Annotated in this window: 13 protein-coding genes; 10 read left to right on the top strand and 3 right to left on the bottom strand. The window is 18.4% G+C overall.

What is annotated here, in order from left to right; genetic code table 11:
- The first annotated feature begins 10 nt into the window (after nucleotides 1-10).
- From GJT89_RS01095 to tilS, 4 genes are all read left to right on the top strand, one after another.
- On the top strand, nucleotides 11-535 hold the full coding sequence (locus GJT89_RS01095; RefSeq protein ID WP_168894712.1) for an OmpH family outer membrane protein: 525 nt from the start codon (nucleotides 11-13) through the stop codon (nucleotides 533-535).
- A 66-nt stretch (nucleotides 536-601) separates the two neighbouring features.
- The gene (gene fabZ, locus GJT89_RS01090; protein ID WP_168894711.1) at nucleotides 602-1,069 is read left to right on the top strand and encodes a 3-hydroxyacyl-ACP dehydratase FabZ; all 468 of its coding nucleotides are present in this window, start codon (nucleotides 602-604) and stop codon (nucleotides 1,067-1,069) included.
- A 41-nt stretch (nucleotides 1,070-1,110) separates the two neighbouring features.
- A complete protein-coding gene (gene dnaE, locus GJT89_RS01085) occupies nucleotides 1,111-4,614 on the top strand; it encodes a DNA polymerase III subunit alpha (protein ID WP_168894710.1) in 3,504 nt (1,167 codons plus the stop codon).
- Between the two features lie 63 nt (nucleotides 4,615-4,677).
- Nucleotides 4,678-6,009 carry a tRNA lysidine(34) synthetase TilS gene (tilS, locus tag GJT89_RS01080; RefSeq protein ID WP_168894709.1) on the top strand — a complete coding sequence of 444 codons (1,332 nt, stop codon included), beginning with the start codon at nucleotides 4,678-4,680 and terminating at the stop codon, nucleotides 6,007-6,009.
- On the opposite strand, the gene GJT89_RS01075 is transcribed toward tilS, so the two are convergent.
- From GJT89_RS01075 to GJT89_RS01065, 3 genes are all read right to left on the bottom strand, one after another.
- Nucleotides 5,984-7,273, bottom strand: a complete 1,290-nt coding sequence (locus GJT89_RS01075) for an aminoacyl--tRNA ligase-related protein (RefSeq protein ID WP_168894708.1) — start codon at nucleotides 7,271-7,273, stop codon at nucleotides 5,984-5,986. The two genes, tilS and GJT89_RS01075, sit on opposite strands and share 26 nt — an antisense overlap.
- 26 nt (nucleotides 7,274-7,299) lie before the next feature.
- On the bottom strand, nucleotides 7,300-8,208 hold the full coding sequence (locus GJT89_RS01070; RefSeq protein ID WP_168894707.1) for a homoserine O-succinyltransferase: 909 nt from the start codon (nucleotides 8,206-8,208) through the stop codon (nucleotides 7,300-7,302).
- Nucleotides 8,209-8,319: 111 nt separating this feature from the next.
- The gene (locus tag GJT89_RS01065) at nucleotides 8,320-8,883 is read right to left on the bottom strand and encodes a NifU family protein (RefSeq protein WP_168894706.1); all 564 of its coding nucleotides are present in this window, start codon (nucleotides 8,881-8,883) and stop codon (nucleotides 8,320-8,322) included.
- Between the two features lie 191 nt (nucleotides 8,884-9,074).
- On the opposite strand from GJT89_RS01065, the gene GJT89_RS01060 reads away from it, so the two are divergent.
- The 6 genes from GJT89_RS01060 (at nucleotide 9,075) to dapE (ending at nucleotide 15,880) form a co-directional block, all read left to right on the top strand.
- Nucleotides 9,075-9,857 carry an inositol monophosphatase family protein gene (locus tag GJT89_RS01060; protein ID WP_168894705.1) on the top strand — a complete coding sequence of 261 codons (783 nt, stop codon included), beginning with the start codon at nucleotides 9,075-9,077 and terminating at the stop codon, nucleotides 9,855-9,857.
- Between the two features lie 96 nt (nucleotides 9,858-9,953).
- Entirely contained in the window at nucleotides 9,954-10,220 is a 267-nt protein-coding gene (locus GJT89_RS01055) for a BolA family protein (protein WP_168894704.1), read from the top strand.
- 86 nt (nucleotides 10,221-10,306) lie between these two features.
- Nucleotides 10,307-10,903: an ATP-dependent Clp endopeptidase proteolytic subunit ClpP gene (clpP, locus tag GJT89_RS01050; RefSeq protein ID WP_168894912.1), complete on the top strand. Its 597-nt coding sequence runs from the start codon at nucleotides 10,307-10,309 to the stop codon at nucleotides 10,901-10,903.
- Between the two features lie 58 nt (nucleotides 10,904-10,961).
- Entirely contained in the window at nucleotides 10,962-12,224 is a 1,263-nt protein-coding gene (gene clpX, locus GJT89_RS01045) for an ATP-dependent Clp protease ATP-binding subunit ClpX (protein WP_425484085.1), read from the top strand.
- A 94-nt stretch (nucleotides 12,225-12,318) separates the two neighbouring features.
- Nucleotides 12,319-14,652, top strand: coding sequence for an endopeptidase La (gene lon, locus GJT89_RS01040; protein ID WP_168894702.1), 2,334 nt, complete (start codon nucleotides 12,319-12,321; stop codon nucleotides 14,650-14,652).
- 67 nt (nucleotides 14,653-14,719) lie between these two features.
- Nucleotides 14,720-15,880 carry a succinyl-diaminopimelate desuccinylase gene (dapE, locus tag GJT89_RS01035; protein ID WP_168894701.1) on the top strand — a complete coding sequence of 387 codons (1,161 nt, stop codon included), beginning with the start codon at nucleotides 14,720-14,722 and terminating at the stop codon, nucleotides 15,878-15,880.
- Nucleotides 15,881-15,967 lie beyond the last annotated feature (87 nt).

Raw genomic sequence — 15,967 nt, 5'->3', positions numbered from 1 at the left:
TTTAAATAAAATGAAATATTACTTAAAAAGTATAATATTATTAATATTAATTTTATGCATATCATATAATAAAGCTTTTTGTTTTACTAAAATAGCTATTATAAATCTTGCAAAAATTTTTCAGATAATACCTCAGAAAGAAAAAATATTTCAAGAATTAAAAAAAGAAAATAATCAAGAAATTAGAAAAATTCAAAAAATGAAAATATCATTAAAAAATAAAATTAAAAAATTAAAAAATAAAAATTTGTCAAAAAAAGTTAAACAAAAAATAGAAAAGGAAATAACATATCAAAAAAATTTATTATTTAAAAAAATAATAAATTTTAAAATAAATAATAACAAAAGAGAAAAAAAAGCACGTAATAAAATATTATTATTTATAAATAAATTAATTAATATTGTTGCAGAAAAAGGTCATTATAATATTATTATAGATATTTCTTTTATATCATATGTTAAAAATGTAAAAGATATAACAAATGATGTTATAGAATTAGCAAATACACAAGCAAATATATTATTTACAATATAAAATATTAAAATTAAGTATAAAATAATTATATGAAAATTTTATTTTTTGTTATAAAGAAAAACTATTTTGAATAATAAAAATTGTATATTAGATATTAATAAAATTTTGTATATTCTACCTCATAGATATCCATTTATTTTAATTGATAAAGTTATAGCATTCAAAAAATTTAAATTTTTAAATGCTATAAAAAATATTTCTATAAATGAACCTTATTTTCAAGGACATTTTCCTAAAAAACCTATTTATCCTGGAGTATTATTACTAGAATCTATGATACAAACTTCAAGTATTCTTTTATATAAAAGTATTAATAAAAAAAAAATTAAAAATAAAGAAATATATTATTTAACAGGTATTGATAATGCACGTTTTAAAAAACCTGCTTTTCCTGGAGATCAAATAATGATTAAAAGTATTTTAAAAAAAAAAAAAAAATATTTTATGAGTTTTTATAGCATAGCTAAAATTAATAATAATATTATTTGTAAAGCAAAAATTATGTGTATGAGAGTCTTAAAAAAAAAACTTTAATTTTCCATTAATTAATTAAATTTAAAAATTTTACATATTCTATGAATTATCCAGAATTTATTCATTTAAATGTACATAGTGATTATTCTATACAAGATGGTTTATCTAAAATAGAACAAATTGTAAAAAAAGCTTCATTATTAAATATGCCAGCAATAGCTATTACAGATTTTAGTAATATTTTTGGTTTAATAAAATTTTATAAATTTGCCCATAATTTTGGTTTAAAAGCTATTTTTGGAGCAAATTTTAAAATTAAAAATTTAAATAATAATAATCAATATTCAAAATTAACTATATTAGTAATGAATAATATAGGTTATCAAAATTTAAAATTATTAATTTTTGATATTTATAAAAATGGTTATAATATTAATATTGGACCAATTGTAACTTATAATTTACTTAAAAAATATAATAAAGGATTAATTATATTATCAGGTGGAATATATGGAGATATAGGTAAAAATATTTTACAAAAAAATTTTTTTTTAGTAGAAAAAATTATTTTTTTTTATAAAAAGTATTTTCATAATCGTTTTTATTTTGAATTAAATCGTACTAATCATATACATGAAGAAAATTATATAAATTTAATTATTAAATTTTCAAATTATTTTTCTATACCTGTTGTTGCAACAAATAATGTACGTTTTTTAAATAAAAAAGATTTTTATGCGCATGAAATTCGTATAGCAATTAATAAAAATTATACTTTAAATGAAAGTAAAAAAAAATCTATTTACAGTAAAGAACAATTTTTAAAAAATAAAAAAGAAATGTATCTCTTATTTAAAGAAATACCTGAAGCACTAAATAATAGTGTAGAAATTGCTAAAAGATGTAATGTTTTTTTAAATTTAGGTAATTATATTTTACCAAATTTTTTAAAAATAACAAATATAACACCAAAAGATTATCTAATTAAAAAAGCTTGTATAGGTTTAAAACAAAGATTAAAAATTTTATATAAAGATTGTAATTTATTTAAAATAAAGGAAATAAAATATACAAAAAGATTAAATTTAGAATTAAATATTATCAATAAAATGGGTTTTTCCAGTTATTTTCTCATAGTTATGGAATTTGTTCAATGGGCAAAAAAAAATAATATACCTGTAGGTCCTGCAAGAGGTTCAGGAGCTGGTTCATTAGTTGCTTATGTTTTAAATATTACAAATTTAGATCCAATAAAATTTGATCTAATATTTGAAAGATTTTTAAATACTGAAAGAGTTTCATTACCAGATTTTGATATTGATTTTTGTATGGAAAAACGTGATTTAGTTATTAATCATGTAAAAGAAATATATGGTACTGAATCAGTATCTCAAATTATAACATTTGGAACTATGACAGCAAAATCTGTTATAAAAGATGTTGGTAGAGTTTTAGGATATCCATATGATTTTCTTAATCGTATTTCAAAATTAATACCTTTAGATGTAGGACTTAGTTTAAAAAAAGCTTTTATAAATAATAAAAAATTATTTAATTTATATAAATCTGATATTAATATTAAAGAATTAGTAAATACTTCTTTAAAATTAGAAGGAACAATAAGAAATATTGGAAAACATGCAGGTGGAGTTGTTATATCTCCAGATAATATTACAAAATATACGACAATATACTGTGATGATAATGGTAAAAATATAGTAACTCAATTTGATAAAAATGATATAGAAGATATTGGTTTAGTTAAATTTGATTTTTTAGGATTAAGAACTTTAACTGTAATTAATCATACATTATGTATAATTAATAAAAAAAGATTTACAAAAAAACAGAAATTAATAGATATTAATAATATTAATTTAAATGATAAAAATATTTTTTGTTTTTTAAAAACTGCTAGAACTACAGGTATATTTCAATTAGAATCAAAAGGTATTAAAAAATTAATAAGACAATTAAAACCTGATAATTTTGAAGATTTAATTGCTCTATTAGCTTTATTTCGTCCAGGACCATTACAATCTGGAATGGTTGAAAATTTTATTAACAGAAAACATGGCAGAGAAATTATATCATATCCTGATGTAAATTGGCAACATGAAAAATTAAAACCAATATTACAATCTACATATGGCATTATTCTCTATCAAGAACAAGTTATGAAAATAGTTCAAATATTAGCAGGATATAGTTTAGGAGAAGCTGATATTTTAAGAAGAGTAATAAGTAAAAAACAACATGAAAAAATGTTGGAACAAAGAAAACGGTTTTTACAAGGTTCTAAAAAAATGAAAATTAATAATATTTTATCTATGAAAATTTTTGATTATTTAGAAAAATTTTCTTCATATGGATTTAATAAATCTCATTCTGCTGGATATGCTCTAATATCTTACCAAACTTTATGGTTAAAATTTTATTATCCTTCAGAATTTATGGCTGCTGTTTTAACATCAGAAATGGATAATACCAATAAAATTATTCATTTAATATCTGAATGTAAAAATATGAAAATTAATATTTTACCTCCTAATATTAATTATAGTTTATACAAATTTAATGTTAATAAACATAATGATATTATATACGGATTAGGAGCAATAAAAGGAATTGGAAAACAACAAGCATATAATATACTAAATATTAGAAAAAAGATCGGATTTTTTAAATCTATACTTGATTTTTTTATTAAAATAGATTTTAAAAAAATAAATAAAAGAATTTTAGAAGTATTAATAACATCTGGATCATTAGACTGTTTTAATATCAATAGAGGAATTTTAGTAAATAATTTAGAAAAAATTATAAAAATGATTAATAAATATTTACAAGAAAAACAGACAGGACAAATAGATTTTTTTAATACAAATAATAAAAAATTAATCATTGACATAAATTCTATGAATACTAATACAAAATATTTTTGGTCTAAAAAAAATATTTTAATAAAAGAAAAAAATATCTTAGGATTTTATTTAACAGGTCATCCAATATACATTTATTTTAAAGAAATTATGTTTTATACTCAAAATAAAAGTATTAATAATATACTTATTAATTATAAAAAAAATATTTATTTACCTATAAAAATAGGAGGAATAATAAGTAATATACGTACTTCTTATAATAAAAAAAAACAAAAAATTTTAATTTTTAATTTAGATGATAGTTCCAATATAATTGAAGTACATATTTTGTTAAATAAATTAAATAATAATTTAATTATATTAAATAATATAGTAATAATACATGGAATTATATATTTTAATAACTTTTTAAAATTATTTATATGTGATGCTTTTTATATAATAGATATTGAACAAGCTAGAAAAAAATATTTACATAATATAAATATTATTTTTATGAATAATTTTTTTTTAAAAACAAATATTTTTTTAAAAAATCTTAAAAAATTAATTTTTTTTGAAAAAAATGATAATAAAAATTTAGTACAAATATATTTTTATTATAATAATTTTGGAATTAAAAAAAAAATTTTTTTTAAAAAATCTTATTATATTTCCATTAAAGAAAATAAATTCATTTATTTATTAGATAATGATAATATTAAGTTTGAATTTAGTTAAGTTTATATGTAATTAAATTTAAATTTTATAAATTTAATAAAATATTTTATTATAAATAAAATTATGTTAATAACAAATGAAACACAATTAATATTGTATAAATTTAAAAAAATATTAATAGCATATAGTGGAGGAATAGATTCTACAGTACTATTATATAATTTGATACAATTAAAAAAAAAATATCAAATTATATTAAGAGTTATTCATATAAATCATAACCTAAATGTTTTATCAAATAATTGGTTAAAAACATGTATGTTACAATGTAAAAAATGGAACGTTCTTTTTATAAAGAAAAACATAGAAATAAAAAAAACAAATAACATAGAAAAATATGCCAGAATAAAAAGATATAAAATTTTTCAAAATATTCTTAAAAAAGATGAAGTTTTAGTAACTGCTCATAATTTAGATGATCAATGTGAAACTTTTTTACTTTCTTTAAAAAGAGGAAGTGGACCTAAAGGATTATCAGGAATGTCTAAAATAACTATATTAAATAATATAAAACTATTTCGCCCTTTTTTAGAAATAACTAGACATCAAATATATAAATATGCTATAAAAAAAAAATTAAATTGGATAGAAGATCCTAGTAATAAAGACATAAAATATGATCGTAATTTTTTAAGAAATGTTATTTTACCTAAAATTACAAATAGATGGTCTTTTTTTAAAAATTCAGTTTATAGATCTTCAATAATTTGTAAAGAACAAGAAAAACTTTTAACAGACTTAATTAATCCAATATTAAAAAAATTAATACAAAAAAATAATAGTTTATTAATTACTCCATTATATAAATTTAGTATAATAAAAAGAAATTTTATACTTAGAAAATGGATTGAATATAATAAATTTTATTATATGCCTTCTAGAAAAATGCTATTTATTATATGGAATGAAGTAATTTGTTGTAAACATAATAAAAATCCACAAATTAAAATAGGTAAATATATAATTCGTAAATATAAAGATTATTTATATTGTGTAAAATATTTTGATAATTTACAAAATATTTTATTTAAATGGGATAATTTAAATATTCCATTCGTATTACCTAATAAATTAGGAAAATTAATAATTTTAAATATTAATATAAATTATAAAAATTTATCGATATATATAAGAAAACCAAAAATTTATGAAATAATATATATAAAATTTAATATTTCGGGTAAATATTATTTAAATAATTTTAAATATAAAAAAAATATAAATGATATATGGAAAAATTTATTAATTCCTAAATGGAAAAGAGAACAAATACCATTATTATTTTATAATAATAAATTTATTGCTGACCTAGAAAATAATTTGATTACACAAGAAGGTAAAGCTTCTTTTAATAAAAAGAATAATTTTTTTATTTTTTGGGAAAAAAAATATTAAAACATTTATTTAATTTAAGTTTTTTTAAAATAAAATCAATAATCAAATCTAAAGCAATAATATTTTGAAATCCTGTTTTTCTATATTTATATTCGATATTATTATTAATAATATTATTATTATTAATAATAATAATATGTGGTACTCCAATAATATCTATATCTGTAAACATAACACCAGGATTTTCTTTTCTATTATCTAATAAAACTTTTATACCTAATGAAATAAATTTTTTATAAATTAAAAAAGCTTTTTTTTTAACTATAGGATAGTTATACATATTAATAGGAATAATTGCTACTAAAAAAGGAGCTAATAATGAATTAGGCCAATATATACCTTTTGAATCAAAATTTTGTTCTATAACAGCAGCAATTAATCTTGATATTCCAATTCCATAACATCCCATATATAATTTTTTTTTGATTTTTTTTTTATTATATAGATAAACATTCATTGATTCAGAATATTTTTTCCCAATTTTAAAAATATGAGCTATTTCTATACTATTTTTAATTTTTATTATATTTTGTTGATTAAAAGTTAAATTATTTTTAAAGTTATTATTTAAAAAATAATTATTTTTTTTATCTAAAAATATTTTATTTTCTCCATTTTTTGAAAAAATATGAAATTCATGAGAAATATTTCCCCCAATAAAACTATTATTTGCTTGTACTATACAATAATTTATTTTTATTAAATCAAAAATTTTTTTATAAGTATTTAATACAATTTTATATGTTTGTTGTAAACATTTTTTATTCATATGAAATGAATAACTATCTTTCATAATAAATTCTTTAGAACGTATAACTCCTAAACGAGATCTAATTTCATCTCTAAATTTTGTTTGTATTTGATATAGATGAATAGGTAATAATTTATAAGATTTTATTTCATGAGTTATTAAGTAATTAATAACCTCTTCATGAGTAGGACCTAAAATAAAATTCTTTTTTTTACGATCTAAAATTTTTAATAATTCATCACCATAATCATTTATACGTCCACTTTTTTCCCAAAGACTACTTGGATGTATTATGGGTAATAATAATTCTATTGCATTTATATTATTCATTGAAAAACGTATTATTTTTTCAAAATTTTTAATTACTCTTAATCCAGTTGGTAACCAAATATATATTCCAGAAGATAATTTTTTAATCATTCCCGCTTTAATCATTAAAGAATAACTATCTTTTTTATTTTGATTATATATTTTATTTTTAGATGTAAAAAATAAATAGTTAGTAGTTAACACTCAAACCTCTTTTAAAAAATTAATTATTAATAAATAATATTATTTTTTTTATAATTTAAATAATTTAACCAATTTAAAAATAATAAATTACCATGACTTTTCCAATTAATTTGAGGTATTAAATTTGGATTATTTAATGGATAATAATTATAAGGTATTTTAATATTTTTTTTATCTTTTTTCAAATCACTTAAATATTCTTCGTGTATTGTTAAAGAATCATATTCTGGATGTCCAGTAACAAATACATATTTATTATTTTTACTAGTAAAAAGATAAATACCAGCTTTTTTTGAAGCTGAAATAATTTTAAAATTATTATAATTTTTAATAAAATTTAAAGAAAAATTAGAATATCTTGAGTGTGGTACAAAAAAATAATCATCAAAACCTTTAGTTAAAAAATTATTTTTTAATAAAATATTATGTTTAAATATACCTAATAATTTATTTTTATTAATATTTTTTGGGATATTATATAATATATTTAATACAGCTTGTACAGACCAACATATAGATAAAATAGAATTAACATGATCTTGTGCCCAATATATAATTTTTTCAAATTCTTTCCAATATCTAACATCGATAAAATCAATTAGACCTAAAGGAGCTCCTGTAATAATTAATCCATCATAATATTTACTGGATATTTGATCTAAATTAAAATAAAATTTTCTTATATGATTTATTGATGATTTATTAGATGATTTTTCATCATGAACACATAATAAAGATAAATCTATTAATAATGAAGAATGAGATAACAACCTAATTATTTGATTTTCTGTTTCAATTTTTTTAAACATTAAATTTAATAAAATAATTTTAATTTTATTTGAATATTTTTTATTTGAAATTTTTTGTAATAAAAATATATTTTCTTTTTTTAAAAAATTAATAGCAGGTAATTTTTTTATAACTAAAACTGGCATATTCCTTTATTCCTTCATTAAATATTTATATATAAAACTATATTAAAATTATTAAAAACTAAATTTTTTACCAAAATAAAAAAATATTTAAATAAAAATATATTACTTTTTTTAATAATAAGAAAACTTATGTTTTTTATGTAAAGTTATATCATATACTCCTTTAATACTAGGAAAATTATTTAATAATTCTTTTTCTATTTTATTTTTAAGAGTATATTGACTCATAGCACAACCTTGACAACCACCATGAAATTCTAATAATAAAATATTATTTATAGTTATTTCTTTTAAAATAATAAAACCACCATGTAATAATAATTTAGGATTAATAATATTTTTTATAAAAATTTGAATGTTTTTTTTTAGATTTTTTATTTTTAAATTATTTTTTTTATATTTTTTTTTTAGAATAACAAATTCTAATTTTTTTTTTATAAAATCAATTTTAACATTTTCTAAAAATTTAAAACTATTTATTTCTATAAATATAGAAAATTTTTTAAATTTTAATTTAATATCATCATTTTTAATCTTTTTCATATTACAAAAAGAAATATTACCCTTAAAAAGGTTATTTTTTTTTAAAACTAAAATTCTAATACATGTATTAATATCTTTGTTAGATAATAAATTTAAAAAATATTTTTGAGCTGATTCTGTAATTTGTAACATAATTAAAAATAATTAAAATTGTTAAAGTACCTCTTTTAAATAATATATTGTTTTAAAAAAAAAACAATATATTAATAATATATTTTTATAAAAAAATATTTTAAATATTAATTATTTATTATAAAATATAATTAAATCTATTATTAAATTACTTTATTTTCTGATATATGAAGATTAATGAGAAATAATATATGCGTCCAATGCTTAATATTGCTATACGTATAATACGTAATATTGGTAATATAATTATTAAAAATTATGAAATACAAAATATAAATTTAAATTATAATGAATATAATAATAATTTATTTATTAAAAAAATTAATAAATATTTAAATAATATGATTACTAAAGTAATTTATAATACATATGCAAAAAATATTACTTTTCTATATAAAAAAAATTTTTTTATTTTCAAATATGATAAAACTGTATGGATTATAAATCCTTTAGATGGAATTATGAATTTTTTAAAAAAATTACCTCATTTTTCAATATCTATTGCTATTTGTATAAAAGAAAAAACTGAAATTTCTTTAATATATGATCCATTAAGAAATGATTTGTTTACAGCAATAAGAGGACAAAATGCTCAACTAAATGGTTATAAATTACGTTGTGATAAATATTTTCAAAAAAAAAATTTATTATTTGCTTTAAATACTAATTATATTTTTTTAAAAAAAAAAAAAAATGTTAATTTAATTAAATTATTTATTGAAAATTTAATTTCACTTAGAATAAGTGGTTCTATTTCCTTAGATTTAGCATATTTAGCTGCAAATAAAATTGATTGTTATTTAAATAATGATGTAGAAGATTTTAATTATTTACTTGCTGGAGAATTAATTATTAAAGAATCAGGAGGATTAATAACTGATTTTTTAGGTAACTGTAATTATAAAAATTCTACTAACATATTAGCAGGTAATGCTGATATTATAAAATTAGTAATTTCTAAAATCAATAATTAATAAATTATAATTATTTTTTAATAAAAAAATTATTTAACTATAAATATATAAAAAATATATTTTTTTTTATAAAATTAAAATTTTGGACATATTAAAATGATTATAGAAAAAATAAAAAATAAAATTAAATGTAAATTAAACCCTATATATTTAAAAATTAATAATAATTCTAATAATAATGATGTAACCGATTTAATTACTCATTTAGAAATTATTATTGTTAGTGATTTTTTTATTAAAAAAAAATTAATTGATAGACACAGATTAATATATCATATCATAAAAGATATATTAAAAAATATTCATTCATTATCATTATATACTTATACATTAAATGAATGGAAAAATAATAAAAATATATAAATATTTAAAATTTATATATTAGATAATTTTTTAAAAAGGATATAATTTTGTATAAAAAAAATAATAAATTTTTTAAAGATCATCAAATAAATACAATTCCGATTGTAATCGAACAAACTTCTAGAGGAGAGAGATCATATGATATTTTTTCTAGATTATTAAAAGAACGTATTATTTTTTTAACTGGTACTATTGAAGATAGTATGGCAAATTTAATCATTGCACAAATATTATTTTTAGAATCAGAAAATTCTAATAAGGATATATTTATTTATATAAATAGTCCTGGAGGTGTTATTACATCAGGTATGTCTATTTATGATACTATGCAATTTGTTAAATCAGATATTAGTACACTTTGTATAGGGCAAGCTTGTTCAATGGCAGCTTTTTTATTATCAGCTGGAAATAAAAATAAAAGATTTTGTTTACCTAATGCTAGAATAATGATACACCAACCAATAGGAAGTTATCAAGGTCAAGTAACTGACATAGAAATTCAAACTCAAGAAATTTTAAGAATAAAAAATTGTCTAAATAAACTTTTTTCATTACATACAGGAAAATCTATTAAAATTATTGAAAAAGATACTAATAGAGATAAATTTTTAACAGCTAAAGAAGCAATAGAATATGGATTAATAGATAATATTATTTCTAATAAAAATAATATTAATACTTAATTTTATAAGATTATAATTATAAAATTTATTATTTATTTATTTTTTAATGAGGTTTTTAATGATAAAAAAAAAGGAGAATTTAAATAAAATATTATATTGTTCTTTTTGTAAAAAAAAACAAGATAAAATTAATAAATTAATATCAAGTAATAATGAAATTCATATTTGTAATGAATGTATTATTTTATGTAATAATATTTTACAAAAAGAGGAACAAACACAATATAAAAATTTTAATAAAAATGATTATTTAAATTTACTTACACCACACAAAATTTTTAACTATTTAAATAATTATGTTATTAGTCAATCACAAGCTAAAAAAATACTTTCAGTATCAGTATATAATCATTATAAAAAATTAAAGAATTATAATAAAAAAAATAATATTATAGGAAAAAGTAATATTCTTTTACTAGGACCTACTGGAAGTGGAAAAACATTACTAGCTGAAACATTAGCACATTTTCTTGATGTACCTTTTGCAATTGCAGATGCAACTACTTTAACAGAAGCTGGATATGTAGGAGAAGATGTAGAAAATGTTATTCAAAAATTACTACAAAATGCTAATTATGATATAAAAAAAACAGAAAATGGTATTGTATATATTGATGAAATTGATAAAATTGCGCGTAAATCAGAAAATGTTTCTATAACAAGAGATGTTTCTGGTGAAGGTGTCCAACAAGCTTTATTAAAATTAATTGAAGGTACAATCGCTTCTATACCACCACAAGGTGGACGTAAACATCCACAACAAGAATTTATTAAAATAAATACTAAAGATATATTATTTATTTGTGCTGGATCTTTTTATGGACTAGAAAAAATTATTTTAAATCGCTTAAATAATTCTAGTAAAATAGGATTTCATATTAAAAATACAAAAGGTTTAAATAAATTTTCAAATAAGTATAAAATTTTTAAAAAAATTTTACCTGAAGATTTAATAAAATTCGGATTAATACCTGAATTTATAGGACGTTTACCTGTTATAGTTTCATTAAATGAATTAGATAAAAAAAAATTAATAAAAATTTTATTAGAACCTAAAAATTCTCTTATTAAACAATATCAAACTTTATTTGAATACGAAAATATTAAATTAAAATTTAATAATGATGCTATTGAATCAATAGCTGAAAAAGCATTATTATTAAATACCGGAGCTAGAGGATTAAGATCTATTTTAGAAAAAGCATTATTAAATATAATGTATGATACACCATCAAAAAAAAATATAAGTAAAATTATCATTAATAGTCAAGTTATTAATAATATTTCTGAACCTATTATAGAATATAAAAATAATAGTTAAAAATTTAATTTTATTTTTTTAAAAAATATAATTAATCTTAATTTTATATATAAAAATATATTTTAAAATATAATTATAATAAAGAGAAAAATTTATGAATTCTGAAATTTCAGAACGTATTGTGATTCCTGTATTACCATTACGTGATGTAGTAGTGTATCCTCATATGGTAATTCCTTTATTTATTGGTAGAAAAAAATCTATTCGTTGTTTAGAAGCAGCGATGAATAATGATAAAAAAATCATGTTAGTTGCACAAAAAGATGCATCTAATGATAATCCTAATATTAACGATTTATTTAGTGTTGGAACAATTACTTCCATTTTACAAATGTTAAAATTACCTGATGGAACAGTAAAAATATTAGTGGAAGGTTTATATAGAGCAAAAATAACAATTTTATCGGATAATGGTAATTATTTTACAGCTGAAATAGAGTATTTATCTTCTCCTATTCTTGAAATTAAAGAACAAGAAATCTTAATAAGAACAGCTATTAATCAATTTGAAAATTATACTAAACTAAATAAAAAAATTCCTCCAGAAGTTTTAAACTCTTTAAATAATATTAATAACGCAGCTAAATTAGCAGATACTATAGCTGCACATATGACTTTAAAATTATCTAATAAACAATTAATATTAGAAATGTCAAATATTAATGAAAGATTAGAATATTTAATGGCTATAATGGAATCAGAAATTGAATTACTACAAGTAGAAAAAAAAATTCGTAATAGAGTTAAGAAACAAATGGAAAAAAGTCAAAAGGAATATTATCTAAATGAACAAATAAAAGCTATACAAAAAGAATTAGGAGAAACAGATGATCATTTTGATGAAAATAAAATATTAAAAAAAAAAATAAAATTAGCAAAAATGCCAAAAGAAGCGGAAGAAAAAACTTACGCTGAATTAAGAAAATTAAAAATGATGTCTCCTATGTCAGCAGAAGCAACAGTTGTAAGAGGATATATAGAATGGATGGTACAAATTCCATGGAATATAAAAAGTAGATTAAAAAAAAATTTATGTAAAGCTAAAAAAATATTAGATCAAGATCATTTTGGTTTAGAATCTGTTAAAGAACATATTTTAGAATATTTAGCAGTTCAAAATAGATCTAATAAAATTAGAGGACCAATTCTATGTTTAGTAGGACCTCCTGGGGTTGGAAAAACATCATTAGGAAAATCTATAGCAAGAGCAACAGGAAGAAAATTTATTAAAATAGCATTAGGAGGAATAAGAGATGAAGGAGAGATAAGAGGACATCGTCGTACATATATAGGTTCTATGCCTGGTAAAATTATACAAAAGATAGTTAAATCTGGAGTAAAAAATCCATTATTATTATTAGATGAAATAGATAAAATTTCATATGATATGAGAGGAGATCCAGCAGCAGCATTATTAGAAGTTCTAGATCCTGAACAAAATATTTCTTTTAATGATCATTATCTTGAAATAGATTATGATCTATCTAATGTTATGTTTGTAGCAACTTCAAATTCTTCTATTAATATACCATTACCTCTTTTAGATAGAATGGAAGTTATTAAAATATCTGGTTATACAGAAGATGAAAAATTAAGCATAGCACAAAAATATTTATTACCTAAACAATTTAAAAATAATGCTTTAAAAGAAAAAGAATTATTAATAAATGATAAAGCAATTATAGATATAATAAGATATTATACTAGGGAATCTGGTGTTAGAGGATTAGAAAGAACATTATCTACTTTATGTAGAAAAACTGTAAAAATAATTTTAACAGAAAAAAATATTAAATCAATTAGAATAGATAATTCTAATTTAAAAAATTATTTAGGTGTACAAAAATTTGATTATGGAAAAGCAGAAAATGAAAATCTTATAGGACAAGTTACTGGATTAGCATGGACAGAAGTTGGAGGAGAATTATTAACAATTGAAACAGTATGTATCCCTGGTAAAGGAAAATTAACTTATACAGGATCTTTAGGTGAAGTTATGCAAGAATCAATACAAACTGCCTTAACTGTAGTAAAAGCAAGAACAAAAAAATTAAATATTAATACTAAATTTTATAAAAATATAGATATTCATGTACATGTTCCGGAAGGAGCTACACCAAAAGATGGTCCTAGTGCTGGAATATCTATGTGTACAGCTCTTGTATCAAGTTTAACTAATAATCCTGTAAAAGCAAATGTAGCTATGACTGGAGAAATTACTTTAAGAGGACAAGTTCTTGCAATTGGGGGATTAAAAGAAAAATTATTAGCTGCTCATAGAGGTGGTATTAATATTGTTTTAATTCCAGAACCAAACAAAAGAAATTTAGAAGATATACCAAAAAATATTATTATGGATTTAAAAATTTTTCCAGTAAAAAATATTGAAGAAGTATTATCATTAGCTTTACAAAATAAACCATTTTAAATTTAAATAAATAATTATTTTTAAATAATTTTTATAAAAAAATATTTTTTAATAAAAAATACTTATTATGTTAGAAAAAATAGTTAATTTAACTAAGAAACTTGTTAAGTGTCGCTCTATTAGTCCTTTTGATGCAGGATGTCAAAATATATTAATAAAAATTTTAAAAAAATTAAATTTTCATATTAAATTAATTAATATTAAAAATACAAAGAATTTTTGGGCATTTCATAATGGAAATAATAATAATAACAATACCTTAGTTTTTGCTGGTCACACAGATGTTGTATCTCCAGGTAATATTAAAGAATGGAAATTTGATCCTTTTAAGGCTATTATAAAAAATAATATATTATATGGAAGAGGAACTTGTGATATGAAAGGATCATTAGCCGCAATGATTATTGCGGTTGAGAAATTTATTACAAAATATCCCATTTATAATGGTCGTTTAGCTTTTCTTATAACTTCTGATGAAGAAAGTAATGCAAAAAATGGTACTATTCAAGTTATTAATAAATTAATAAAAAAAAAAGAAAAATTAGATTATTGTATAATAGGAGAACCTACAAGTAATAAAGTTATAGGTGATAACATTAAAAATGGAAGAAGAGGATCTTTAAATGTTAAATTAAAAATTATAGGTGTTCAAGGACATGTTGCGTATCATAATTTAGCTAAAAATCCTATACATATGATAATACCTGTATTACAAAAATTAATATTAACTAAATGGAGTAAAAAAAATTTTTTATTTCCAGAAACTAGTATGCAAATAACAAGAATTAGTTCTGATATAAAAAATATTAATGTTATACCAGGAAATATTATTTTATATATAAATTTTAGATTTAATAATAAAATTTCTTATAAAGATATATTAAAAAAATTAGATAGTATTATAAAAAAATATATTATTTTTTATAAGATAGAATGGAATTTATCAGGATTACCTTTTTTAAGTATTTATAATCCCTTAAAAAAAAATAAAAATCTATTAAAAATAGTAAAAAAAAATATTAATTTAATAAATAATATTAATACAAAAGTAATTAATAATGGAGGAACTTCTGATGGAAGATTTATTATTAAAACTGGAACTCAAATAGTGGAATTAGGTTTAATTAATTCTACTATTCATAAAATTAATGAATGTGTATGTATTAACGATTTAAATATATTATATAAAATATATTATAAAATAATTAAAGAAATTTTAATTTTATAAATTTTAATATAAAATATTTTTTATTTATAGAAAAAATAAAAATGTTTAATTTATAAATAAAGTAAAGTAATTTTACTTTATTTTAAT

This window comes from Enterobacteriaceae endosymbiont of Donacia versicolorea (assembly GCF_012570965.1).
Classification (GTDB): Bacteria; Pseudomonadota; Gammaproteobacteria; order Enterobacterales; family Enterobacteriaceae.
Note: the sequence above shows the minus strand (reverse complement) of the source record. Positions and strands in the feature narration are given on the sequence as shown.